This window comes from Alcaligenes sp. Lyrl_28 (assembly GCF_051948705.1).
GTDB classification, from domain to species: Bacteria; Pseudomonadota; Gammaproteobacteria; order Burkholderiales; family Burkholderiaceae_B; genus Alcaligenes; species Alcaligenes ammonioxydans.
This window is the reverse complement of record NZ_JAYJLG010000008.1, coordinates 30,222-55,031: the sequence shown is the minus strand read 5'-3', so window position 1 is coordinate 55,031 and position 24,810 is coordinate 30,222. Positions and strand designations below refer to the sequence as shown.

The following is a 24,810-nucleotide window of genomic DNA, read 5'->3' as shown; positions in this document are numbered from 1 at the left end:
CATCGCAGGGGCTGCCTGAGGCCCCGGCGTCAGGCCGGGGCGCGTTCACGACCGATTTCTTCCTGCAGCCACTGCCGAAACGCGAGCAGGGGGGGGTAATCACCGCGTCCCGCTGGACATGCCAGGTAATAGGCTTCCGTATTCGTGCAGGGCGAGTCCAGCGCCAGAACCAGATCACCCCGCTCCAGCTCCTGCTTGAACAGGAAGGTGGGCAGCAGCGCAATCCCAAGGCCGGAAATGGCGGCTTGCGTAATCAGTGCAAACTGGTCAAGCAACATGCCGTGAATACGCACGTTTTCCACGCCGTTGGCGCCGAACCAGCGCTCCCACGCATCTGGCCGCGAAACCAGATGCAGCAAGGGGGCCTTGAGCAAATCCGCGGCCGTCTCAAACCGATAGTGCTCGCGCATGCCGACGCTACAGGCCGGCACCACCGTTTCTGACATCAGAAAATCCAGATGGGCTCCCGGCCAGTCGGGCAGGCCGTAATGGATGGCGGCATCCACATGTTCCATTTGAAAGTCAAAGGGCTGCAGGCGCGTGAGCAGATTGATGGTGATGCCCGGGTGCGTGGCAAGAAACGCTGGCAATCGGGGGGCAAGCCAGCGTGTGCCGAACGTTGGCAAGATCGCCAGATTCAGTGTTCCGCCGTGGGGATTGGCTTTGAATCCCAAGGTGGCATTGGCAATACGCCGCAGTGCATCGCTTAGTTCCTGGGCGTAGGTACTGCCAGCCTGGGTCAGACGAACGGTTTGGCGTTCTCTGATGAAAAGGTCCGCGCCCAGTATTTCCTCCAGTAGCCGGATCTGCCGGCTGACCGCGCTTTGGGTCAGACTCAGCTCGCCTGCCGCGGCTGTGAAACTGCCCAGGCGTGCAGCAGCCTCAAAGGCCACCAGGACGTGCATGGGGGGAAGAAAGCGCTTGGGAATGGACATACCGGCTAGCTAAGGGAAAACGTTGAGTCATTCTATTCAGGAATGACTTGAGTTGGAATTATCGTTTGACCCCTCTTGTCCCCGCTCACAGAATGATGTGCAAGATAGCCGACTATTTCAGGCTTATAGGATTATGGGCTGCCGCGGACTGCGATGTGAAATAGCGCATGCCGGTAAGCGGGAGTGATTCACTCATGGACTGACCTTGCCGTGTCGTCAGGTCAGGCAACTTGCTGGTGGTTTTATGGACACCTCTGTTTTTATATCCAAGGACGAAATCCGTTCCCGGTTCTCGCGTGCCATGTCGGCCATGTATCAGCAAGAGGTGCCGCAGTACGGTGCCTTGTTGAGCTTGGTGCGTGAGATCAACGCCGCCGTGCTCGAGCGGGAGCCGACGCTGGAGCGCGACTTGCGGCAGCACTCGGAGCTGACCCGCCTGGAGGTGGAGCGTCATGGTGCGATTCGGGTCGGAACAGCAGCGGAGCTCAAAGGGATTGCCCAGATTTTTGCGGTCATGGGCATGTATCCCGTGGCTTATTACGATCTGTCCGTGGCGGGGGTGCCGGTTCATTCCACCGCGTTTCGCCCTGTGGATGAGCACGCACTGCAGATCAACCCTTTTCGGGTATTTACCTCTTTACTCAGGCTGGAACTGATCGAAGATGTGAGCCTGCGCCAACAGGCGGCCGCCATCTTGTCGCAGCGATCGATTTTTCCACCCGGGCTGTTGGAGCTGGCCGCGCAAGCCCAGGCGGCAGGGGGACTGACCGAGCCGCAGGCCAAGGAGTTTGTAACGGCGGCCACGGAGGTTTTTCGCTGGCATCGCCAAGCCACTGTTGATCAGGACACCTATCGCAAGTTCCATGCAGCGCATCGTCTGCTGGCCGATATTGTGTGCTTCAAGGGGCCGCACATCAATCACCTTACGCCCAGAACTCTGGACATTGACGCCGTACAAGAGGCGATGCCTCAACGGGGCATTCCCGCCAAAGAGTTGATCGAAGGCCCGCCGCGACGGCGCAACCCCATCCTGCTGCGTCAGACCAGCTTCAAGGCCTTGGAAGAGGAGATTGAGTTTGTCGGCCAGACGCGGGCCGGTTCCCATACCGCGCGCTTTGGCGAGATCGAGCAACGTGGTGTGGCCTTGACGCGGGCAGGCCGCGCACTTTACGACTCTTTGCTGATGCAGGCCAGAGAACTCGGGTCGCAAGCAAGGTCTACGCAGACGTACACCGAGCGTCTCCAGCATGTCTTTACTCAGTTCCCGGATGACGAGCATGAGCTGTATGAACGTGGACTGGCTTTTTTCCGGTTTGAGCCACGGGACCCGGTTGTCTGGCAGCAAGAAGTGGCCGCTGGCCGGCCCTGGGACCTGCCTGATCTGGTCAAGCGCGGGGTGGTCGCACTAAGCCCGATTACGTACGAAGATTTTCTGCCGGTCAGCGCAGCGGGGATTTTTCAGTCCAACCTGGGTGATGCGGAGCAAAAAAACTATGTCTCGCAGGCGGCTCGCGCGGAATTTGAACGCAACCTGGGCAGTCCTGTGCTTGATGAGATTGATCTGTACCAGGCTGCTCAGACGCGCTCCGAGCAGGCGTTGCAGCAACGTTTTCTTGCGGAGTCAAAAGCATGAATGCGCACGAGCGCAGTCACGGCCTGTGGCAGGCTTCCGCGCCGCCCGCGCCGGCGTGTGAGCGCTTACAAGGCTCCGTTAAGGCCGATGTCGCCATTATGGGTGCGGGCTTTACCGGTTTGTCTGCTGCTTTGCATCTGGCGCAGGCCGGGGTTCGGGTCGTCGTGCTGGAAGGGGCGCAGATCGGTTTTGGGGGATCGGGACGAAACGTGGGTCTGGTCAATGCGGGCCTGTGGCTTGAACCGGAAACGCTGCTCAAGACAGTGGGCTCGCCTTACGGAGATCGCCTGCTGCATTTGTTAAGTGGGGCACCGGCGGCGGTGTATGAGCTGGTGGCCCAGCACCGGATGGATTGTCAGGCCGTGCAGGCCGGTACCTTGCATTGTGCGGTAGGGGCGGGTGGTCTACGCAATATCCGTGAGCGTTGGCGCCAATGGCAGCAGCTTGGGGCGCCAGTCGAGTTGCTCGATCAAATACAGGTGGCTGAGGCAACGGGAACCACCGCCTATGCGGGGGCCTTGCTGGATCGGCGTGCTGGCACGATTCAACCTTTGGCCTATGTTCGGGGTCTGGCGCGGGCCGCGATGCAAGCAGGGGCCCGCATCTATGAGCAAACTGCGGTCAGACGGGTTGAGGACGGCCGCACGCACTGGGTGCTGCAGACCGAGGATGGCCAGGTGCTGGCGCCGTGGGTGATTGTGGCGACCAATGCTTACACCAGTGATGTCTGGCCCGCCTTGCCTGCAGAATTGGTGCGTCTGCCGTATTTCAATGTGGCCACGCAACCCCTGGATGCCGCGCTGCGCGCCCAGATTCTGCCGGGAAAGCAGGGGGTCTGGGATACGCGTTCGGTTCTGTCTTCCTACCGTTTCGATCAGGCCGGACGCCTGGTTTTTGGCAGTGTGGGGGCATTGCGCGACCGTGGGCGCTCAGTGCACAAGGCCTGGGCACAACGTGCCTTGCGGCAGCTGTTTCCGGCCCTGAAGCAGGTGCAGTTTGATTATGAGTGGTATGGGTGGATAGGCATGACGTCGGATGCCGTGCCGCGTCTGCACCAGTTGGGGCGGCAGGTCTGGTCCTTTAGCGGCTATAACGGGCGAGGCATTGCCCCCGGCACGGTCTTTGGGCGCGAACTGGCGAATTTGATCGTGGGGCGGAGCAAGGTGCAGGACTTGCCCCTGCCTGTGTCTGCGCTCAAACCGGTTTCATGCAAACCCTTGAAGGAGGCGGGCTATGAATACGGGGCGCAGTTGGCGCATTTTGTCGGTGCCCGCAGCCTGTCGGGACAGCGCCGATCTTGAGATTGTCGATCGTTCAGCCGATGACAAACCTTGGGTTACGCAGTGGCCTGCTGGCGATAGCGGCAGACCTGCCTGTCCCGAAGGCTGACGCTTTATGTTCAGGAAGGGGAGGGCTTTTGCAGGCCGATCTTCCGCACTTTTTTATGGGGTACAAGCATGACTTACACAGCCACGGCGCATACCAGCGAACTCGCGCATTCCATTTTGGCCCGACTGGGCGTGACGACCGCTCTCGATTTCCAGCAGGGCATGTCGGTACGCTCGCCTATTGATGGCAGCCAATTGGCCCAACTGCGACCTCACGGCAGCGAGGAGGTCAAAGAGGCCATTGCCCGTGCCCATCAGGCCTGGCAGACCTGGCGTACTGTCCCGGCTCCAGTACGAGGGGAGCTGGTCCGCCTGCTGGGTCAGGAGCTGCGGGCCGAAAAACACGCCTTGGGACAGTTGATTTCTCTGGAGGCCGGAAAAATCACGAGTGAGGGTCTGGGTGAAGTCCAGGAAATGATTGATATCTGCGATTTTGCCGTGGGACTGTCCCGACAGCTCTATGGTTTGACCATTGCTTCTGAACGGCCCGGTCACCGCATGATGGAAACCTGGCATCCCCTGGGCGTGGTCGGTGTGATTACGGCCTTCAATTTTCCGATGGCGGTGTGGGCCTGGAATACCGCTTTGGCACTGGTGTGTGGGGATGCCGTCGTTTGGAAACCCTCGGAGAAAACACCGTTGTCCGCTTTGGCTTGCCAGGCAGTCTTTGAGCGAGCCATGGCGCGTTTTCAAGACGGGCCCGCGCACCTGAGCCAGGTACTGATCGGTGGGCGCGAGCCGGGTGAGATCCTGGTGGATGATGCTCGGGTGGCGCTGGTGTCGGCCACCGGTAGCACACGCATGGGACGGGAGGTGGGCCCTCGTGTGGCGCGTCGTTTCGGTCGCGTTCTGCTGGAGCTGGGTGGCAATAACGCGGTTATCGTCACGCCTAATGCGGATCTGGATCTGGCGGTGCGAGGGATTGTTTTTGCGGCTGTGGGTACGGCAGGGCAGCGCTGTACCAGTACACGACGTTTGATTGTGCATCGCAGTATCAGTGATCAACTGGTGGAACGCCTCAAACAGGTCTATGGCAGGCTCCGGATCGGTAATCCCTTGCAGGAGGGAACGCTGCTGGGACCGCTGGTCGATCAGGCCGCTTTTGAGGCGATGCAGGCGGCCTTGGAGGCAGCCCGCGCACAGGGCGGGCGGGTTACGGGTGGGGAGCGAGTGTTGCAGGACGAGTTTCCCTCAGCGTATTACGTCAGGCCTGCCATCGTGGAAATGGATAGCCCGACCGACACGGTCCGGCAGGAAACCTTTGCGCCCATTTTGTATGTGCTGCGCTATGAGGAGCTGTCCGAGGCGCTGGCGCTGCAAAACGATGTGCCACAAGGTTTGTCGTCCGCGATTTTCAGTAATGACTTGCGTGAAACCGAGGCGTTTCTCTCGGCCAGTGGTTCTGACTGTGGTATTGCCAACGTCAATATCGGGACTTCGGGAGCCGAGATTGGTGGTGCCTTTGGCGGTGATAAGGAAACCGGCGGGGGCCGTGAGTCCGGCTCCGATGCCTGGCGCGCCTACATGCGCCGGGCGACCAACACCATCAACTATTCACGGGAACTGCCGTTGGCGCAAGGCGTGAAGTTCGACCTCTGACGCTGTTCGAGTGCTCAGAAAGACGGCCCTGACCGCTGATCGGCAGGGCCTGCGACCCGCACAGGGTGGTGCTCATGGATAAGAGGTGCCCCTGATCGGCCAAGCCTATCGCAAGGGCATCTCAGGCGGGCTCGGCTGGTGCCGCCATGAAATAAAAAAGCGAGGAGACAAGAATGACTATGCCTGATCAGGCAGGTCGGGGCGCGCTCGCGCACGGCCTGAACTCAAGACAGATGTCCATGATTTCGATTGCGGGGATTATCGGCGCTGGACTTTTTATTGGCTCCGCCAATGCCATCGCGAAAACCGGACCCGCGGCGGTATTGTCTTACATATTGACGGGAGCCCTGGTGCTGCTAGTGATGCGCATGCTGGGCGAGATGGCCGTGGCCAACCCGGACAGCGGTTCATTCTCCACCTATGCCGCGCGGGCGATCGGGCCGTGGGCGGGCTTTTCCATTGGCTGGTTGTACTGGTGGTTCTGGGGGTTGATTATTCCGGTCGAGGCCATTGCCGGTGCCGACATCCTGCATCAATGGATGCCGGATATACCCTCGTGGGTGTTTTCGATTGTCATTATGGTTGCCTTGTCGGCGACCAATCTGTTTAGCGTCAAGAATTTTGGCGAGTTTGAATTCTGGTTCGCCTTGATCAAGGTGTTGGCAATCATTGTGTTTATTGTGGCTTGCCTGTGCGCCCTGACCGGTTTTTGGCCGTGGGTCGAGGGGGGCAAGGTACCCATGGTTCCCGTGTTCAGCAACTTCGCGCCGCAGGGCATGGGGGCGGTGCTGGCAGGTATTTTGATTACGATGTTTTCATTTTTTGGGGCGGAAATTGTGACGATTGCCGCAGCCGAAACGGATAAGCCTCAGGAAAAAATACGTAAGGCGACTAACCTGGTGGTCTACCGAATCTCCTTGTTTTATGTGCTGTCGATTTCCTTGATTGTCTTGATTGTGGGGTATGACGATCCCAGGCTCACGCAGGTGGGTTCATTTCAGCGTACCTTGGAAGTGTTGCAACTGCCCCAGGCCAAATTGCTGGTGGATGTGGTGGTCTTGATCGCCGTGACCTCCTGCATGAATTCCGGCCTGTATACGGCCTCTCGAATGATCTATTCCCTGTCCGTCCGTGGCGACGCTCCGGCTTGTATTGCCCGGGTTTCGCCCAAAGGTGTCCCTTATAACGCGGTGCTTGTCTCGACCTTGGCCGGCTTTGCAGGGTGTTTGGTGAACTACCTCTTGCCCGGCCAGGTATTTTCCTTCTTGCTCTCGACCACCGGGGCCATCGCCTTGCTGGTCTATCTGGTGATTGCTGTGTCCCAGCTGTTGTCGCGGCGCGAAGCGGAAAAAAAAGGCATAGACCTGCCCTTCAAGATGTGGCTTTTTCCCTGGCTGACCTATTTGTCCATCATCCTGATCCTGGCGGTGCTGGTGTATATGGCGATGGTGGAGGCCTACCGTTACCAGTTGGCCATGACTTTAGGGGTCAGCGCCTGCATTGTGCTGGCGGCGTTTATCAGGCTTCGACGTGGTGCCCGCCAGGCTGGGCAGATGCGGCAGGGATGGTCCTTGTAACCTCAGGCACGCAATGCGGCAGGCACAGGTCCTGCCGCACAGCGGATGTCATGCAGCCTTTTGAACGAGTCCGGCAGCGACGGTCTGGTTGGTGCTGGGGTCGATCAAGATGAAAGAGCCCGTGCTGGAATGATCCTGATAGTCGTCCAGCACCAGCGGGTCCCGACTGACCAGACTGACGCGGCCAATATCATTCAAGGACAGGGTGTCGGCTACCTGCTGCTCTTGCAGGCTGTGTACGTCGCGCAAGGCATGTACCGCCTGCACCTTGGCCTGCGTCAGCCGTGTTCCCTGTTTGAGCCAGTAGGAGCGGGAGGTGTTGAGAGCCTGCTCGTCCAGCCAACATAGCTGTGCATCAAATCGTTTGCTGGTGCTAACGGGATCGTGGGCCAATGTGAATAAATCGCCGCGCGAAATATCCAGTTCTCGATCCAGCACCACAGTGACGGCGTCTCCGTCGCTGACCTGGATCTGCTCCTGGCCCGCGCGAAAGAGCTGGGTGATAAGTGCGGTTTTGGCGCTGGGCCATACCTGAACGCTATCACCCACCTGCAGGCGGCCACCGCTGAGCTGACCAGCATAGCCCCGAAAGCCATCGGCGCTGCTGCCACCATGACGCGCCACCCATTGCACAAACAAACGGGCAGGGCGCTGAATGTTCTCGCGCAGATCCAGCGATTCGAGCAAAGGCAGCAGGGGCAAGCCTTGATACCAAGGTGTGTGCGGCGATGCCTGGGTGATGTTCTCGCCTTTCAGGGCCGAGAGCGGAATGATATGGAAGTGTTCGATACCCAGCTGCGTGGCCAACTGGCGGTAGGCTTGATGGATGCACTCGAACACGGCTTGGTCCCAATCGACCAGGTCCATCTTGTTCACCGCCACCACGATATGACGCAGGCCCAGCAGTTTAGCAACGGTGCTGTGGCGCTTGGTCTGGGTCAGTAACTCTCCGTCTTTGGCGCGGTGCGCATCAATCAGGATGATGGCCGCCTGGGCGGTGGAGGCACCCGTAATCATGTTACGGGTGTATTGCTCGTGTCCCGGCGTGTCGGCCACGATGAACTTGCGTTTGGGCGTGGCAAAGTAGCGATAGGCCACATCAATGGTAATACCTTGTTCGCGCTCGGCCTCCAGGCCGTCAGTCAGCAAGGCCAGATCGGGTTCGGCATCGTCGCCGCGCTTGTACTTGGAGCGCTGAATAGCCGCAATCTGGTCGGCAAATACGCCCTGGCTGTCAACCAGCAGACGGCCAATCAGGGTGGATTTGCCGTCGTCCACGGAGCCAGCGGTAATCAGGCGCAGCACGCCCTGATCGGCAGCCTGCAGCCAGGCGTCATTGACGGTGTTCATTAGAAATATCCTTGTTTCTTGCGGTGTTCCATGGAGGCTTCGGAAGTCTGGTCATCCATGCGGGTGGCACCGCGCTCGGTAATGGTGGCCAAGGCGGTTTCAGCAATAATGTCCTGCACGGACGCGGCGGTAGAGAGTACGGGGCAGGTGCAGGAAATATCGCCTACGGTGCGAAAACGCACGTCGCGCCATGCGGAGGTCTCACCCTCCAGCAAGGGAGTCAGCGGGGTGATGGGAACGATCAGGCCCTGGCGCTCCACCACCTCACGGGAGTGGGTGTAGTAGATGGATGGCAGATCAATCGCCTCACGCTGGATGTATTGCCACACATCCAGCTCGGTCCAGTTGGAAATCGGGAAAACGCGCAGGTTCTCGCCTTTGTGGATGCGGGTGTTGAACAGGTGCCACAGCTCGGGGCGTTGCGCTTTGGGGTCCCATTGGCCGAATTCGTCGCGAAAGGACACGATGCGCTCTTTGGCGCGCGCTTTTTCTTCGTCACGGCGGGCACCACCGAAACAGGCATCAAAGCCAAATTCGGCAATGGCTTCCAGCAAGGTGACGGCTTGGGCACCGTTGCGGCTGGCGGTTTCGTTGCGCAGCACCACGGTGCCACGCGCGATGGACTCTTCCACGCTGCGCACAATCAGTTCGGCGTTCAGTTCAGCGGCGCGGCGATCTCGAAATTCGATGACTTCCGGATAGTTGTGGCCGGTGTCCACGTGCAACAAGGGAAACGGCAGTGGGCCGGGCGCAAAGGCTTTCTGGGCCAGTTGCAGCAGAACGGCCGAGTCCTTGCCGCCGGAGAACAGCAGCACGGGTTTTTCAGCTTCAGCTGCGATTTCGCGCAGAATGAAAATGGCTTCGGCTTCCAGCCAGTCCAGGTGAGTACGGGTAGAGAGTGGTTCGCCCATGGGGTTCCTTCAGGTGTTGACACGGGTATTCAGATTGCTGGCGTGCAGGCCGCATTCCAGGCTGTCGCGCTGTTCCCACCACCAGCGCCCGGCGCGCACGTCTTCACCGGGACGAATGGCGCGCGTACAGGGCTCGCAGCCTATGGAGGGGTAGCCCTGGTCGTGCAGTGGGTTGTAAGGGATGCTCAGTCCGCGGATCACGGCCCAGACATCGTCCTGCGTCCATTCGATCAAGGGGTTGAATTTCTGCAGCCCGAAGACGCTGTCGTATTCCTTGCTGGACAGCTCGGTGCGGCTGGCGGTCTGTTCGCGACGCTGGCCGGTGATCCAGGCCGATCGGCCTTGCAAGGCACGGCGCAGCGGTTCCACTTTGCGGATCGCGCAGCATTCTTTGCGCAGTTCCACGCTTTCGTAAAAAGCGTGTGTGCCATGCGTGGTGACGTGTTCCTGCACCCGGTCCGGGTCAGGGTGAAAAAACAGGATAGGGCGTTCGTAGTGTTGCTGGATGTCGCGCCCCAACTGCAAGGTCTCTGCGTGCAGACGACCGGTATCCAGGGTGACGGTTTCCAGCTTGGGGGTGTAGATGGACATGGCATGAAACAACACCATGTCTTCCGCGGCCAGGGAACTGGCCAGAACGGCATCAGCATGTTCGTGCGCGATGACTTGCAGATCGTCGCGCAGTTGTTTCCACAGCATCAGGGGCCGGGCGCTCAGGGCAAGCGCGGCAGGGGCTTGGGCGGGCATGATCGACTGTCCTTGTGGCAATACCAGTGCCGGCCCGGCTCAAAACGGAGTCACGTGGGCCGCGCTATTGCCTTACATGGTTCATGGGATGATGAGCCAGTGTGCTTGCGCGAGCCCACGCTGGGAACGAAGTATTAGTTAGGTGAATATGCCCCTGCTGTATTTAGCCGCCTTGTCATGGTGTTTTCAGGCGCGGCGGCTGGCGGCAATAATGGCGATGATGACGATGCACGAGAGCCAGGTCAGCAGATCCACACGTTCGCTCAACCATACGGCCGAGATGAGCACAGTCAGAAAAGGCTGGGCCAGTTGCACCTGTCCAATACGAGCGACCCCACCCAGGGCCATGGCCTTGTACCAGGGGAAAAACCCCAGCAAGGATGAAAACAGGGCCAGATAGAGCAGGGCCAGGACAGAGTGGGAAGAAGGCATCTCTGCCATGGGAAAGGCCAGCCACAGGGTGGCAGGAATGGTGAGCGGCAGGCTGGCCGCCAGGCACCAGCAAATAGTGCGCCAGCCACCCAGGGTTCGAGCCACACGGCCACCTTCGGCATAGCCCACGCCAGACATGAAGACGGCCAGGGCCAGCCAGATATCGCCGGTTTGCAGGGCGCCTTCACCAATATAGAAAGCATAGAGTAGAACCAGTACGGCACCCAGCAGGCTCAACATCCAGAAGCGGCGGCTCAAGGGGTCTCCGCTGCGGGCAGAGGCAACAATGGCGGTCGCCAAAGGAATCAGCCCGCTTAACACGGCTCCGTGCGAAGACGGCACTGTCTGCATGGCAATCGAGGAAAACACGGGCCAGCCTACGATCACACCGGTACAGGACAGGGCGATGCCGCGCCATTCCGACGCAGTGGGGCGACGGCTGCGGGTGGCCAGCAAAATGATGGCCGCAAACACCCCGGCGATACTGGCTCGTGCCATTCCGATCAGCCAGGGATCAAAGCTTTGCACTGCCAGCCGCGTCATGGGCAAGGTAAAGGCAAAGACGGTAACGCCGATAAAGGCGTAGAGGTAGGTCAGCAAGGCGGGAGCGGCAGTGGGCATGGGAAGGCTGGTGCTGCGGTTCATGAATATCACCACGGTCAGGAAATAGGTTTATCACAACATTGAGCTTAAAATAAATAGCCAATACAGTGGCGGTACAGTTCGGCGATCGGTAACTAGACTGTACTGTTCAGGCAGGCGTTACAGTCAGCACTCTTTCGAAAGGTCGGCACGATGGAATGGATGGATTGGGAGCCCGTACGCGGTTCGGATGTCACGCTCAGCGATCAACTGGTTGCGTGGGTGCAGCAGGCCTTGCATTTGCGATATCGGGGCGGTAGCCGTCTACCCTCGGTGCGCCGACTGGCGCAGTCCACCGGGGTCAGTCCTCACACCGTGGTGGCGGCCTACGAGAAGTTGATGGCCTTGGGTTTGGTGGAGTCGCGGCCCGGTTCTGGCTTTTTTGTACGGGTGCGCAGTCCACGGCGCTTGCGCTCGGAGTCCTTGCAGGTACAGAAAAAAGAGCCGTGCAAAATCGATGTCAACTGGATGCTCAACAGCTTTATGGGCAATAGCGACAACGCGGGCATTCCGCGCCAGTGGCTCGATAACGACATGATCCTGGCTGCCTTGCGGCAAGTCAGTCGCAGTGCGGGTTCCAGTTTGCTGGGGTATGGCCATTCTCACGGCTACCGGCCCTTGCGGCAGCATATCGCGGGGCAGCTCGAAGACAGTGGCATACCGGCAGACCCCGACACGCAGCTTTTATTGTGCAGTGGTGTGACGCAGGCATTGGACTTGCTATTGCGTCATTGGCTGCGACCTGGCGATGCCGTGGTGGTCGAGGACCCTGCCTGGTATTTGCTCTTTGCCCGTCTGGCAGTCGTGGATGTGCGCGTGCTCAGTGTGCCGCGCCGGGCGGACGGCCCTGATCTGGCTGTACTGGAACAATTGGCGCGCGACCATCGCCCCCGGCTGGTTATTTTGAATACCGTCGTGCACAACCCTACCGGCTTTAGCCTGAGCCCGGCGGTTGCGCACGGTATTTTGACCTTGGCCCAGACCTGGGATTTTCACATCATTGAGGACGATACCTATAGCGAGTTGCACGCCCACCCCGCGTGCCGTCTGGCTCAGCTCGATCAGCTCAAGCGCGTCACCTTGGTAGGAGGGTATTCCAAGGTCATGGCCGCAGGGTTGCGGGTGGCCTATATGGCGGCCGCCCCCGAGTTGCTGCGGTCGCTGGTGAATCTGAAGATGCTGGCGGGTCTGACCTCGCCCGAATTGAGTGAGCGCGTGATCCACCGGGTGTTGGTAGACGGGCCCTATCGTAAACATCTGGACCGGCTGCGTCGTTATGCCGACGCTGACCGGCAGCGCACGCTTGAACAATTGGCTCAGTTGGGCCTGACACCGGATGCTCCCGCGCAGGCGGGCATGTTTGTCTGGGTGAATACAGGGGTGGATACGGAAAGCCTGGTGCGCGCGTTGGGGCGCCCCGGTCACTTGCTCGTTCCCGGGGCCTTGTTTTCTCCGCAGCAGCAACCATCTACTTATATGCGCATCAACGTTTCCTTGGGCGACGATGCCCCTTTTTGGAGCGATTTTGCCAGTTGTTTGGCCACGGCAAGGCGGATCGCGACGAGCGTGCCGAACGCAGAAGCCTTATAGCTTGAGTGCTGATAGTTGCACTGTCATCTGTCTCTGTTAGCATAAGTCTGTGCGCTGCATAGAAAGAAATTTTTATGCGACGTGCGATAGCTAATAGCAATGAGCGTTATTGCATTAATCAATTTTACTAATCGACAGGGGCTTCCTATAATGGCTTTACTGTCAATGATTAATCACTCACCGGAGCAAATATGTCTTTGATCAACACCGTCATCAAACCTTTTAAAGCAACCGCTTTTCACAACGGCAAATTTATCGAAGTCAGCAACGAAACCGTTGCCGGTAAGTGGGCTGTTTTTGTTTTCTACCCAGCCGACTTTACCTTTGTTTGCCCAACCGAACTGGAAGATCTGGCCGATCATTACGCCGAATTCCAAAAAATGGGCGTAGAGGTCTACTCCGTGTCCACCGACACCCACTTTGCTCACAAAGCATGGCACGACACCTCCGAAGCCATCGGCAAAGTGAACTACCCCATGATTGGTGACCCCACTCATCAACTGTCGCGCAACTTTGGCGTGCTGATTGAGGAAGAAGGTATTGCTCTGCGTGGCACGTTCGTGGTGAACCCAGAAGGCGAAATCAAGGTTCTGGAAATCCACGACAACGGTATCGGCCGTGTGGCTTCCGAGCTGCTGCGCAAAGTGAAAGCTGCTCAGTACATCGCCGCTCACCCCGGTGAAGTTTGCCCAGCCAAGTGGGAAGAAGGCGCCAAGACGCTGACTCCTTCCCTGGACCTGGTTGGCAAGATCTAAGACCGTTTAAACACGAGTCTTGAGTGGTGGTCGGCGCGCTGCGCCGCCACCCCGGTGCCTGACCGGTTCAGGCACCCTATGTTGTTTCGTTCAGTACAGGATAAAGGGCGTATCACATGTTAGATGCAAACATCAAAACTCAATTGAAGGCATACCTCGAGAAGATCACGCAACCGATCGAGATCGTTGCGTCGCTGGATACTGGCGCCAAGTCCGTCGAGCTGCGCGAACTGTTGCAAGAAATTGATGGTCTGTCCGACAAGACCAGCTATCGTGAAGATGCGGATGCGCAAGAGCGCAAGCCTTCCTTCCAGATCAACCGTCCCGGTACCGATATTAGCGTGAGCTTTGCGGGTATTCCGATGGGACACGAATTTACCTCTTTGATCCTGGCCCTGCTGCAAGTCGGTGGTCACGAGATCAAACTGGATGCCGCTGTGATTGAGCAGATCCGTAATCTGCCCGGCGACTTTGTGTTTGAAACCTATTTCTCGCTGTCGTGCCAGAACTGTCCTGACGTGGTTCAGGCTCTGAACGCCATGTCCGTGATCAACCCACGTATCAAGCACGTGGCAATTGATGGCGCCCTGTTCCAGGACGAAGTCCAACAGCGCAACATCATGTCGGTTCCGGCCGTGTTCCTGAATGGTGAAATGTTCCACCAGGGTCGTGCCAGTGCCGAGGAATTGCTGGCCAAGCTGGATACGGGTGATAACTCGGCTCGTGCCGAAGCCTTGAATGCCAAGGACGAATTTGATGTGCTGATTGTGGGTGGTGGACCCGCCGGTGCAGCCGCTGCCGTGTATGCCGCTCGCAAGGGAATCCGCACGGGTGTGCTGGCCGAGCGTTTTGGCGGTCAGGTGCTCGATACCATGTCGATCGAGAACTACATCTCGGTTGTCGAAACCAATGGCCCTGCATTTGCGACCGCGCTGGAGCAACACGTTAAAACGTACGACGTGGACATCATGAATCTGCACCGTGCCCAGGGCATTCGTCGTGAAGGCAAGCAGATTGTGGTGGATGTCGATGGCGGCGCTCAACTCAAGGCCAAGTCTGTCATTTTGGCGACAGGTGCGCGCTGGCGTGAACTGAACGTGCCTGGTGAACAGGATTACCGTAACCGTGGCGTGGCGTATTGCCCGCACTGTGATGGTCCTTTGTTCAAGGGCAAGGATGTGGCAGTGGTGGGCGGCGGTAATTCCGGCGTTGAAGCTGCGATTGACCTGGCCGGTCTGGTCAAGCATGTCACCCTGATCGAGTTTGGCGATGCCTTGCGCGCTGACCAGGTCTTGCAGAACAAGTTGCGCAGCCTGCCTAACGTAACCATCATCATGCAGGCTCAGACTACGGAAGTGCTGGGTGATGGCACTAAGGTGGTCGGTTTGAACTACCTGGATCGTGCGACTCAGCAAGCCAAGAGCCTGAAGCTGGATGGCGTGTTTGTTCAGATTGGCCTGGTGCCCAACACGGAATGGCTCAAAGGTAGCGATGTGGCCTTGTCGCGCCACGGCGAGATCGAGGTCGATGTACGCGGTGCCACGTCATTGGCGGGCGTATTTGCCGCCGGGGACGTGACAACAGTGCCGTACAAACAGATCGTGATTGCTGCCGGTGAGGGTGCCAAAGCGGCTTTGAGCGCTTTTGATTACCTGATCCGCAGTTCGGCCGAGCTTGAAGCGCCAGTGGTAGAAAACGCAACGGCTTAAGTCTTTCTGATTATTGGACTGGCTGGTGCAAGAGGGTCGCCCTGTTTGGGGCGGCCCTTTTTTTATGCAGTTCTTTTGGCAACGCCTGCTCGTGGGTAGGCGCTTTGCATCGCTATGGCTTGTATTGGCGTGGACATGTGCAAAGCGGGTCGAATGAGAGGCGATTGTGCCCCTCTTGCAAAGCCTGCCTGAAAGTCCAGGCTGGCCCTGTGTGAGGCGGTAAGGTTTCTCAGCATGCAAGCCCAAGGACGTGTGTGGGAACGCTCGTCAGATGGTTTGCTGCGGGAGCACGGGTCGGCCCGAATGATGTGGAGTCTCGGATAGCGATTTGAGACGAACGGGCAGCTTGCCATTGGTTTATTTTTGCTATGATGCTTTTCTGTCACAGGACATAATCGAGGTTTGCTTGGTTCCCTTCTGAGGCCTTGACTCGGGGAGTGGGCCTGAGCCCTGATCCCTGGGACGTGGTGTTCCGGCTTAAGGCTTAGCGGGTCAGGCCGGTACGACGGCGAGTTTTCCCATGCATCGAGACTCTTACACATAAAGGACGTTCAATGATCAAGGTCACACTCTTTCATGATGGCTGTAATATTTGCTTGGATATTAATACGTTGCTGAGCCAGATCTTTTCCACGCCTGCCCATCACTATCAGGCGTTCAATCTCTCGGAGCAGAAGGAATGTGTTGCGGATGCACTTGCTGCTGGTGTCACCCGGCTGCCGTCCTTATTGATCGATGGTCGGGTGTTGAGACTGGATGATCATTCACCCATTGAGCACTATGTGGAATAGAGTCGATTGACACTGACGGTAAGCGTCTGCGCAAGGCTGCGCTTACCCGGTCTGCTAAGGGCATGAGTCTTTCCAAACCCTGCGTAAGCGCCAGCTCCGCCCCATGGCTTGCTGAGACTGGCTGTCTGGTACGGAGCGGAGCATTCACGCTCAACGTCGTTTGTGTTGCGACCCGGGTACACCGTCGATGACGAGCAGACAGGTAAAGCGCTGTCTCGGCAATCGAGGAGGGGGGCGATCCCCCTTTCTAATGATTAATCACCCTCCAGCTCCGGCCAGTTTCCACCCAGCACATCGCTGCAAACTTGCAGCCAGGCCCTGGCCGCCTGCGACAGATAGCGCCCATTCCAGAGCAGAGCCACTTCCCAGTTCAGTGCAGGCTCCACCACCTCTTTGGCAAGCCAATCGCCCGGTTCCAGCCGGGACAGGAATGGCTGGGGTAACAAGGCCACTCCCATGCCCGCTTGCGCCATGGACGCGACCCAATCCCATTGATTGCTCTGCGCAGCGATATTGATTTGCAAGCCCGCGTGGGCAAAGGCGCGCCGCAGCATGCGGGTCAGGGCGTAGTCTTCGCCCAGAAAAATCAAAGGATGCTTTTCCAGCTCCCGCAGTTTGATGGTTTTTTGTCCAGCGGGCAGCGTGTCTTTATGGCCAATCGCCCAGACCGCATGCTTGGCCACCGGTGTGGCCGACACATTTAACTCGGGCCCCAGGGGCAAAATGCTCAACCCCATTTCGACCGTGCCCGCGGCAACCATGCGCTCAATTCCCATGCCGGTCTCTTCGTGCAAAATAAGCTCGATGCGTGGATGCCGATTCTTGAACGTCTTGAGCACTTCTGTAAACAGCACATTAATCATGGGCGGAATGCCCAGAACCAGACGGCCACGCTGCAAAGCCTGCACTTCGTGCACCTCTCGCAGCAGTCCCTGCATGCTCTGCAATACCTCCTGCCCGCGCTCCAGCACCACTTTGCCGCAATCGGTCAGCTGCAGGTGCCGGTGATCGCGGATCAACAAGGGTTCCCCCAGCTCATCTTCCAGTTGTCTCACCATCTTGCTGATGGTTGACTGCGTCACGTTCAGGCTCTGCGCTGCCTGTGTAAAGCTTTGATGTTTAACGGTTTCAATGAAGTATCTTAAGGACCGGATGTCCATGTTCAATGTCCTTTTTTCTATGAGTTTTACGACTTTTGTGCAGTTATTTTATTCATTATGGCGATGCTATGCTGGCTTTGTTCAAAAAACATAAACGCCTGTTGTCAGGGCGATTTCGGCTTTTTATTTGCGGCTCTTACCGCCACCACTTTTAAAGCGTGATGTCGTTCTGTTGCGTGAAGATCTCGCCTGGCGCTTTCGGCCCCGGCCCCTTCCGAAAGCAACAGCAGGTAGATCAATGACACAGAGACAGGAGCACACGATGTTCAAGGATCGCATTCGTTTCCCCGGGTTGGAAGACAAAGTCATGACCGCTCAGGAGGCCGTCGCCTTCTTCAAGGACGGGATGAATGTCGGGATGAGCGGCTTTACCCGTGCCGGGGACTGTAAGGTCATGCCTCGAGCTTTGGCCGAGCGCGCCCGCACCGAGCCATTAAAACTGAACGTGGTAACCGGCGCCTCGCTGGGGAATGATAGCGATGGTTTGATGGCGCAAGCAGGTGTGCTCGCCCGTCGTTCGCCGTTTCAAGTAGATTCAGTGTTGCGCCGTCACATCAATGAAGGCAAGGTCCTGTTTACGGATCAGCACTTGTCCTTGACCGTCGAGCACATGCGTTCGGGCAATCTGCCTGCGATTGATATCGCGGTGATTGAGGCCGTTGCCATTACCGAGACTGGCGCGATTGTGCCCACAACTTCGGTTGGCAACTCGGCCAGTTTCGCCCAGCAGGCCAGTCAGATCATTGTCGAGCTGAACCTGAGCATGCCGGTGGAAATGGAAGGTCTGCACGATATTTATGTACCCCAGGCCCGCCCCCATCGTCAGCCTATTGAGTTGACCGATGTGGACCAACGTATTGGCACCACCGCGATTGAGGTTGATCCTGCCCGTATTGTGGGTATCGTAGTGACCGACGCTTTGGACAGTCCCTCCAGCGTGCTGCCCCCTGACCAGGAAACCCAGGCCATCGCCGGTCACATTATCGAATTTCTGAAAGCAGAGGTCGATGCGGGTCGTATGAGTCATTCCCTGCTGCCTTTGCAGGTCGGTATCGGGACGATTGCCAACGCCGTGACCTATGGTTTGCTGGATTCGCCTTTCACGGACATGCAGATGTACTCGGAGGTGCTGCAAGACAGCGCAATTGCCATGCTGGATTCGGGCCAGTTGAGCTTTGCCTCTGCCTCTTCCTTGACCTTGTCGGCTCCCAAGATGGCCCAGTTTCTGGAGGGATTGGAAAACTATCGCGACAAGCTGGTCTTGCGTCCACAGGAAATCAGCAATCACCCAGAGCTGGTTCGCCGCCTGGGTATTATCGCGATCAACACGGCCCTGGAGTTTGATATCTACGGCAATGTGAACTCCACCCACGTTTGCGGCACGCACATGATGAATGGCATTGGCGGCTCCGGTGACTTTGCCCGTAATGCGCATTTGTCCATTTTTGTCAGCAAGTCCGTGGCCAAAGACGGCGCCATCTCCAGTGTCGTGCCCATGGTCTCGCATGTAGACCACTGCGAGCATGACGTGGCGGTACTGGTGTCTGAATGGGGCCTGGCGGATTTGCGCGGTTTGGCGCCTCGGGAGCGGGCCCGCGTCATCATCGAAAAATGTGCTCACCCAGACTATCGTCCTGCTTTGCTGGATTATCTTGAACGCGCCAGTCAGCGTGGCGGCCATACGCCCCATATCCTGGAAGAAGCGTTGTCCTGGCATGTTCGTTTTCAGCAAGAGGGCACCATGAAACAGGAGCAGTTCCACACGCAGGAGCTCCTTGCCGTGTAGTCTATCAGGTCGGGTAATGCGTGGCCGAGTCAGTCCGGCGACGCAGACCTTACAAGCTGACCTGATCGCCCCTGGCATTTCACCCGTGCCAGGGGCATTTTTTTAGCGCTAAAATTGCAGATTGTGCTGCGTTTAGCGAGGCTGGCGTGCTTGAGCAAATCGGTGTAGTCAATTTCTGGGCGTTTGTTGTGGGCACGGTGGTCATCGTGCTTTTGCCTGGCCCCAATTCTTTGTACGTGTTGGCCAGTGGCGCCGGTCACGGTGTGCGCGAAGGCTATAAAGCGGCCTTGGGCGTGGTGGTGGGCGATGGTATTTTAATGACGCTGACCGCCTTGGGCGCTGCCTCGCTGCTCAAGACACTGCCGATGTTGTATACGGGCATACGGTGGCTCGGTGCCGCTTATTTGCTGTATCTGGGTTTGCGGCTCTTGCAGTCGGCCTTTCGGCAAGGGGGGGCAGTGCAGTCCGTGGACACGCGCCTGCGTCACGAAACCCGTTTCCGCAAAGCCTTGCTGCTGAGCTTGTTAAACCCCAAGGCCATCCTGTTTTTCCTGTCCTTTTTTGTGCAGTTTGTGGACCCCTCCAAAGGTCACACGGGCTTGGCCTTTATGGTGCTGGGCCTGGTGGTGGAGATCATCAGCATTTGCTATTTGTCTTTGCTGATTTTTGGCGGTGACCGCCTGGCAGGAATGTTTCGACGTCATCAGCGTTTGTCCCGCATGGGCAATGGCTCGGTGGGGCTGCTGTTCATGGGCTTTGCTGCCCGCATGATCGGCGACTGAACCGGCCGTCTCAGAGCGCAGCCGTTCTGACAGCACTTATTTATCAGATTTAAGGAAAACACCATGAGTAGCAAAATCCGTGTCGGTATTGCAGGTTACGGCAATTTGGGGCGAGGCGTAGAGCTGTCCCTGGCACAAAACCCGGACATGGAGCTGGTCGGCGTTTTTACCCGTCGCGATCCCGCTTCCCTGCAACTGCAAAGTGCCGGTGTGCCCGTACGCGCCCTGGACCAGATTGAGCACTACCGTAATGATATTGACGTGCTGATTCTCTGTGGTGGCTCTAAAAATGATCTGCCCGAGCAAGGCCCGGCTCTGGCGCGCTGGTTCACGACGGTTGACAGCTTTGATACCCATGCCCGTGTTCCTGAGTATTACGCGGCGGTGGATGCAGCAGCGCAAGGCGCTGGCACGACGGCCTTGATTGCCGTGGGTTGGGACCCCGGCCTGTTTTCCCTGAACCGCCTGTATGGGGAATGTGTGCTTCCAGTGGGGCAGACCTACACCTTCTGGGGCAAGGGTCTGAGCCAGGGACACTCGGATGCCATCCGTCGGGTGGCCGGGGTCGCCGGGGGCGTGCAATATACCTTGCCCGTCGAAGCAGCGGTCCAGCGCGTGCGTAATGGCGAACAGCCGGAGCTGAGCACCCGTGAAAAGCACAAGCGCCAGTGTTTTGTCGTGCTGGAGCAGGGTGCGGATGCCGATGCTGTGCGAGAAGCCATTGTGACCATGCCCGACTATTTCGCTGACTATGACACCGAAGTGAATTTCATCGACGCCCAGACCCTGGCGCGAGATCATGCCGCCATGCCTCACGGTGGCTTTGTCATTCGCAGTGGTCAGTCTGCGGCGGGCTCGCAGCAAGTGGTGGAATACGGATTGAAGCTGGGCAGCAACCCGGAATTCACGTCCAGCGTTCTGGTGGCCTACGCTCGTGCCGCCTACCGCATGAACAAGAATGGTCAGATCGGTGCTCAGACTGTGCTGGATGTGCCGCCTGGGCTGCTCTCGCCCAAGTCACCCGCGCAGTTGCGCAAAGAGCTGCTGTAAATTCAGTGACATCGTCGCAACCCGGTTCTGCCAGGCAGAACCGGACCCCGATTCCGGTTTGATTCCGCCTGAATGATTCGGTGCGCCAATAAAGGGTAAAATAGCGCCCACTTCTTACTAATGTTGGGTGTTTCCATGCGCTTACTGATCGCACTCCTGTTGCCCTGGTTGGGTTTTTTCACGATTGGCCGGCCTGTGGCGGGCATTATTTGCCTGATCTTGCAGTTGACCCTGATTGGATGGATTCCCGCCGCGATTTGGGCGGTATATGCACTTAGCCAATACAAGACCGACAAGAAAATCGAACAAGCCCTGGGCAAGCGTTAAACCCCGGCTTTTTCTTCTCTTTCTCTACGTCTGAGCGGGCCCTGACGTGCTTGCTCAGACGTTTTATCTTTTTTTGCTGATACAGCCATGACCCTCTCGTCTCCCGTGGGCCATTCTCCTGAGTCCGGTGAGCAAATGGTGTCCGTAGACCCCCAGGCGGTACCACGCCTGGAGCTTCGCCAGATCACCAAGGCCTACCCGGCCGTGGTCGCCAATGACCATGTCTCCCTGTCTATCCTGCCGGGGCAGATTCACGCTGTGTTGGGGGAAAATGGCGCCGGCAAGTCCACCCTGATGAAAATCATTTATGGGGTGGTCAAGCCCGATCAGGGCGAGATTCTGTGGGACGGCCAAGCGGTTCAGATCAGCAGCCCGGCAGCGGCACGGCAACTGGGTATTGGGATGGTGTTTCAGCATTTTTCGCTGTTTGACACCCTGACCGTTACGGAAAACATTGCCCTGGGTCTGCCCGCTTCCACCAATATGAAGGAGCTGGCGGGGCGCATCCGCGAGACCGCCAGTCAATACGGGCTGGACCTGGACCCGCAGCGTCACATTCATACCTTGTCGGTAGGCGAATGTCAGCGGGTAGAGATCGTGCGTGCTTTGCTGGGCAAGCCCAAGCTGCTGATTCTGGATGAGCCCACCTCGGTGCTCACGCCCCAAGCCGTGCGCCGCCTGTTTGGCACGTTGCGTCAGCTGGCTGCCGAAGGCTGCAGCATTGTTTATATCAGTCATAAGCTCGATGAGATCCGTGAGCTGTGCAATGCCTGTACGGTCATGCGCATGGGCAAGGTCACGGGCTACTGCGATCCGCGCCAGGAGACCACGGCCAGTTTGTCGCGCCTGATGATTGGCGCCGAACCCCAGTCCTTGGGCGAGCGCCGTGCACGGCAGGGGGGCACGCTTTTGCAGGTCCGTCACTTGCAGCTGAGCAAATCGCACCCCTTTGCCTGCGAGTTGCAGGATGTCAGCTTTGATCTGCACCAGGGCGAAATCCTGGGTGTGGCCGGGATTTCGGGCAATGGACAGCAGGAGTTGCTGGCCGCCTTGTCGGGTGAGGATACCCGGGCACAGGCTGACATGATCTTGCTGGATGGTCAGCCTATTGCCCAGCGTGACGCGGCCTGGCGCCGTGACCAGGGCATGGGCTTTGTGCCTGAGGAGCGCCTGGGGCGGGGCGCGGTGCCGGAATTGTCGCTGGCACAAAACCTGCTGCTGTCCCATCAGAATCAAGAGACGGTCAAACGCGGTTTTTTGCGCTTTTCCAGCATTCGTCGTCTGGCGGGTGGGATTATCAAGCGCTTCCGAGTCAAAACCTCTAATGAGCAGGCCGCAGCCAACAGTCTGTCTGGGGGGAATCTGCAAAAGTACATTATCGGCCGTGAAGTGACCCGTCAGCCCCGGATTCTGGTGATTGCCCAGCCGACCTGGGGCGTGGACGTTGGGGCGGCTGCCCAGATTCATGCTGAACTGCTGGCCCTGCGCGATGCCGGCTGTGCCTTGCTGGTGATCTCTGAAGAACTGGATGAATTGTTTGCGATCGCCGATCGTCTGATTGTTATCTCCAAAGGTCGTATGTCTCCCTCTATTCCCGTGGCGCAAGCCAGTGTTGATCAGATCGGGCAATGGATGAGCGGTTTGTGGACGGAGGACAAGCATGTTCAGGCTTGAGACTCGCGCCACGCCCTCAACCTTGATGGCCTGGTGTTCCCCCTTGCTGGCCGTGTTGCTGACCATGGTGGTCGCCGGAACCTTGTTCTGGTCCCTGGGTAAAAATCCCCTGGCGGGCTTGAATGTCTTTTTTCTGGAACCCTTGCGTGACCTGAATGGCTGGGCCGAGGTGGGCGTCAAGCTGATTCCCCTGCTGCTGATCTCGGTCGGTCTGGCTATTTGTTTCCGGGCCAACATCTTCAATATTGGGGCGGAAGGGCAGTTGGTGATGGGAGCCTTGGCCGCCGGGGCGTTCATACTGCATGTGGACGATGGCGACAACGGTGGTTTTTTCCTGATTGGCGTGGCGCTGGCCTGCGGCATGATGGGCGGCATGGCCTGGGCTGCGATCGTGGCCTTTCTGAAAGACCGTTTCAATGCCAACGAGATTCTGGTTTCCCTGATGTTGGTTTATGTGGCTCAGCACCTGCTCAGCTATCTGGTGCACGGTGCCTTGCGCGATCCTGAGGGTTTCGGTTTTCCGCAGTCCAGTCTGTTTTCTGACGGGTTTCTCTTGCCCGCTGTCTTGCCGGCGACTCGCTTGCATACCGGTATTGTTCTGGCCTTGATTGCCTCGGTGGCAGCCTGGCTGTTCCTGACGCGCAGCATGGCTGGTTTTCGTTTGCGGGTGGGGGGCATGGCCCCGCTGGCGGCTCGTTATGCCGGTTTTTCATCCCGCAAGGCGCTGTGGAGCTCTCTGCTCATTTCGGGCGCACTGGCCGGACTGGCCGGCGCAGCAGAGGTGATGGGCCCGGTCGGGCAGCTTACGCCCTCTATTTCTCCCGGCTATGGTTTTGCAGCCATTATCGTGGCCTTTGTGGGACGACTGCACCCGCTGGGGCTGATCTTCTCTTCCTTTGTGATGTCCTTGCTGTATATCGGTGGTGAATTGGCCCAAAGCCGTTTGGGCTTGCCCAATGCGATCACCGGCATTTTTCAGGGCATCCTCTTGTTTTCCTTGTTGGCTTGTGACGTGTTCATCACCAAGCGTTTGGTCTGGAGAAAGTAATGGACGCGATTGCCCCTTTGCTGGCCGCAACCATCAACGCCGGAACCCCTTTGCTGTTGGCAGCCCTGGGTTTGCTGATCAATGAAAAGTCGGGCGTGATTAATCTAGGTTCGGAAGGCATGATGCTGATGGCGGCCATTGTAGGCTTTGCCGTGGCCGTGCAAACCGGCAGCCCTGCTCTGGGCTTTGTGCTGGGCGCACTTGTTGGCATGGTGATGGCGGCGGCCTTTGCCTGGCTGACGGTGTGGCTGGGTGCGAACCAGGTCGCGTGTGGCCTGGCCCTGTCCTTGTTCGGGGTCGGGGCCTCGGCTTATATCGGCCTGCCTTTTACCGGTAACTCCTTGGTTGTGACCAAGTGGCCCATTCCCGTGCTGAAAGATATTCCCCTGATCGGCCCCGCCTTCTTCCAGCAGCATTACATGGTCTATGTGTCCTGGGTGCTGTGCATTGCCGTGGCCTGGTTCCTGACTCGTACCCGCTCCGGTCTGGTACTGCGTGCGGTGGGTGAATCGCCCGCCTCGGCGCACTCGCTGGGCTACAACGTGCGCTACATTCGTCTGGGCGCCTTGATGTTTGGCGGTGCCTGCTGCGGTCTGGCCGGTGCCTTCATCTGTCTGGTCTATACACCCATGTGGGTCGAGAATATGGTCGCTGGGCGTGGCTGGATCGCGTTGGCGCTGACCACGTTTGCCACCTGGCGTCCCTGGCGCGTGATGCTGGGCGCTTACTTGTTTGGTGGGGTCACGATCCTGACCTATCATGCGCAGGCTCTGGGTGTTCCGGTAGCCTCGCAATTGCTGGCCATGATGCCGTATCTGGCCACGATTATTGTGCTGGTATTAATTTCTCGAAACGCTAACTGGATCAGGTTGAATATGCCTGCATCGCTTGGCAAAAACTTCAATCCCAACAACTAGAGGACTG

21 protein-coding genes are annotated in these 24,810 nt (G+C 58.2%); 15 read left to right on the top strand and 6 right to left on the bottom strand.

Features of this window, described 5'->3' with window-relative positions; all coding sequences use genetic code 11:
- Positions 1-29: 29 nt before the first annotated feature.
- Positions 30-935: a LysR substrate-binding domain-containing protein gene (locus tag VF694_RS15755; RefSeq protein ID WP_003802334.1), complete on the bottom strand. Its 906-nt coding sequence runs from the start codon at positions 933-935 to the stop codon at positions 30-32.
- A gap of 244 nt (positions 936-1,179) precedes the next feature.
- On the opposite strand from VF694_RS15755, the gene hglS reads away from it, so the two are divergent.
- From hglS to VF694_RS15735, 4 genes are all read left to right on the top strand, one after another.
- Positions 1,180-2,568, top strand: coding sequence for a 2-oxoadipate dioxygenase/decarboxylase HglS (gene hglS, locus VF694_RS15750; RefSeq protein ID WP_301605955.1), 1,389 nt, complete (start codon positions 1,180-1,182; stop codon positions 2,566-2,568).
- A complete protein-coding gene (locus VF694_RS15745) occupies positions 2,565-3,869 on the top strand; it encodes an NAD(P)/FAD-dependent oxidoreductase (protein WP_003802331.1) in 1,305 nt (434 codons plus the stop codon). The genes hglS and VF694_RS15745 overlap by 4 nt, the downstream gene beginning before the upstream one ends.
- Positions 3,870-4,025: 156 nt before the next feature.
- On the top strand, positions 4,026-5,555 hold the full coding sequence (gene amaB, locus VF694_RS15740) for an L-piperidine-6-carboxylate dehydrogenase (RefSeq protein ID WP_440164881.1): 1,530 nt from the start codon (positions 4,026-4,028) through the stop codon (positions 5,553-5,555).
- A gap of 173 nt (positions 5,556-5,728) precedes the next feature.
- Positions 5,729-7,132 (top strand): amino acid permease, encoded by a 1,404-nt coding sequence (locus VF694_RS15735; protein ID WP_059318307.1) that lies wholly within the window; start codon positions 5,729-5,731, stop codon positions 7,130-7,132.
- Positions 7,133-7,180: 48 nt separating this feature from the next.
- Here VF694_RS15735 and VF694_RS15730 read toward each other — a convergent pair whose 3' ends face one another.
- From VF694_RS15730 to VF694_RS15715, 4 genes are all read right to left on the bottom strand, one after another.
- Positions 7,181-8,482 (bottom strand): sulfate adenylyltransferase subunit 1, encoded by a 1,302-nt coding sequence (locus VF694_RS15730; RefSeq protein WP_440164879.1) that lies wholly within the window; start codon positions 8,480-8,482, stop codon positions 7,181-7,183.
- Positions 8,482-9,393 carry a sulfate adenylyltransferase subunit CysD gene (cysD, locus tag VF694_RS15725; protein WP_059318309.1) on the bottom strand — a complete coding sequence of 304 codons (912 nt, stop codon included), beginning with the start codon at positions 9,391-9,393 and terminating at the stop codon, positions 8,482-8,484. The genes VF694_RS15730 and cysD overlap by 1 nt, the downstream gene beginning before the upstream one ends.
- 9 nt (positions 9,394-9,402) lie before the next feature.
- Positions 9,403-10,140 carry a phosphoadenylyl-sulfate reductase gene (locus VF694_RS15720; protein ID WP_003802322.1) on the bottom strand — a complete coding sequence of 246 codons (738 nt, stop codon included), beginning with the start codon at positions 10,138-10,140 and terminating at the stop codon, positions 9,403-9,405.
- Positions 10,141-10,326: 186 nt separating this feature from the next.
- Positions 10,327-11,217, bottom strand: a complete 891-nt coding sequence (locus VF694_RS15715; RefSeq protein ID WP_003802320.1) for a DMT family transporter — start codon at positions 11,215-11,217, stop codon at positions 10,327-10,329.
- A 150-nt stretch (positions 11,218-11,367) separates the two neighbouring features.
- Between VF694_RS15715 and VF694_RS15710 the strand changes: the two genes are divergently transcribed.
- From VF694_RS15710 to VF694_RS15695, 4 genes are all read left to right on the top strand, one after another.
- On the top strand, positions 11,368-12,804 hold the full coding sequence (locus tag VF694_RS15710; protein WP_336580145.1) for an aminotransferase-like domain-containing protein: 1,437 nt from the start codon (positions 11,368-11,370) through the stop codon (positions 12,802-12,804).
- 191 nt (positions 12,805-12,995) lie between these two features.
- On the top strand, positions 12,996-13,559 hold the full coding sequence (gene ahpC, locus VF694_RS15705; RefSeq protein WP_003802317.1) for an alkyl hydroperoxide reductase subunit C: 564 nt from the start codon (positions 12,996-12,998) through the stop codon (positions 13,557-13,559).
- A 116-nt stretch (positions 13,560-13,675) separates the two neighbouring features.
- A complete protein-coding gene (gene ahpF / locus VF694_RS15700) occupies positions 13,676-15,268 on the top strand; it encodes an alkyl hydroperoxide reductase subunit F (RefSeq protein ID WP_003802315.1) in 1,593 nt (530 codons plus the stop codon).
- 596 nt (positions 15,269-15,864) lie between these two features.
- A complete protein-coding gene (locus VF694_RS15695; RefSeq protein WP_440164877.1) occupies positions 15,865-16,059 on the top strand; it encodes a hypothetical protein in 195 nt (64 codons plus the stop codon).
- 254 nt (positions 16,060-16,313) lie between these two features.
- On the opposite strand, the gene VF694_RS15690 is transcribed toward VF694_RS15695, so the two are convergent.
- Positions 16,314-17,219, bottom strand: coding sequence for a LysR family transcriptional regulator (locus VF694_RS15690; RefSeq protein WP_440164876.1), 906 nt, complete (start codon positions 17,217-17,219; stop codon positions 16,314-16,316).
- Positions 17,220-17,481: 262 nt separating this feature from the next.
- Between VF694_RS15690 and VF694_RS15685 the strand changes: the two genes are divergently transcribed.
- From VF694_RS15685 to VF694_RS15655, 7 genes are all read left to right on the top strand, one after another.
- Positions 17,482-19,005 carry an acetyl-CoA hydrolase/transferase family protein gene (locus VF694_RS15685; protein WP_440164874.1) on the top strand — a complete coding sequence of 508 codons (1,524 nt, stop codon included), beginning with the start codon at positions 17,482-17,484 and terminating at the stop codon, positions 19,003-19,005.
- 146 nt (positions 19,006-19,151) lie between these two features.
- A complete protein-coding gene (gene leuE / locus VF694_RS15680) occupies positions 19,152-19,787 on the top strand; it encodes a leucine efflux protein LeuE (protein ID WP_240209503.1) in 636 nt (211 codons plus the stop codon).
- Positions 19,788-19,850: 63 nt separating this feature from the next.
- A complete protein-coding gene (locus VF694_RS15675; RefSeq protein ID WP_003802306.1) occupies positions 19,851-20,837 on the top strand; it encodes a diaminopimelate dehydrogenase in 987 nt (328 codons plus the stop codon).
- Between the two features lie 135 nt (positions 20,838-20,972).
- Positions 20,973-21,164 carry a YqaE/Pmp3 family membrane protein gene (locus tag VF694_RS15670; protein ID WP_003802304.1) on the top strand — a complete coding sequence of 64 codons (192 nt, stop codon included), beginning with the start codon at positions 20,973-20,975 and terminating at the stop codon, positions 21,162-21,164.
- A gap of 135 nt (positions 21,165-21,299) precedes the next feature.
- Positions 21,300-22,838, top strand: coding sequence for an ABC transporter ATP-binding protein (locus tag VF694_RS15665; RefSeq protein WP_240209524.1), 1,539 nt, complete (start codon positions 21,300-21,302; stop codon positions 22,836-22,838).
- Positions 22,825-23,886 carry an ABC transporter permease gene (locus VF694_RS15660; RefSeq protein WP_003802300.1) on the top strand — a complete coding sequence of 354 codons (1,062 nt, stop codon included), beginning with the start codon at positions 22,825-22,827 and terminating at the stop codon, positions 23,884-23,886. Before VF694_RS15665 ends, VF694_RS15660 begins: the two co-directional genes overlap by 14 nt.
- Complete coding sequence (locus VF694_RS15655; protein ID WP_440164872.1) at positions 23,886-24,803, top strand: ABC transporter permease; 918 nt, start codon at positions 23,886-23,888, stop codon at positions 24,801-24,803. The genes VF694_RS15660 and VF694_RS15655 overlap by 1 nt, the downstream gene beginning before the upstream one ends.
- Positions 24,804-24,810: the final 7 nt, after the last annotated feature.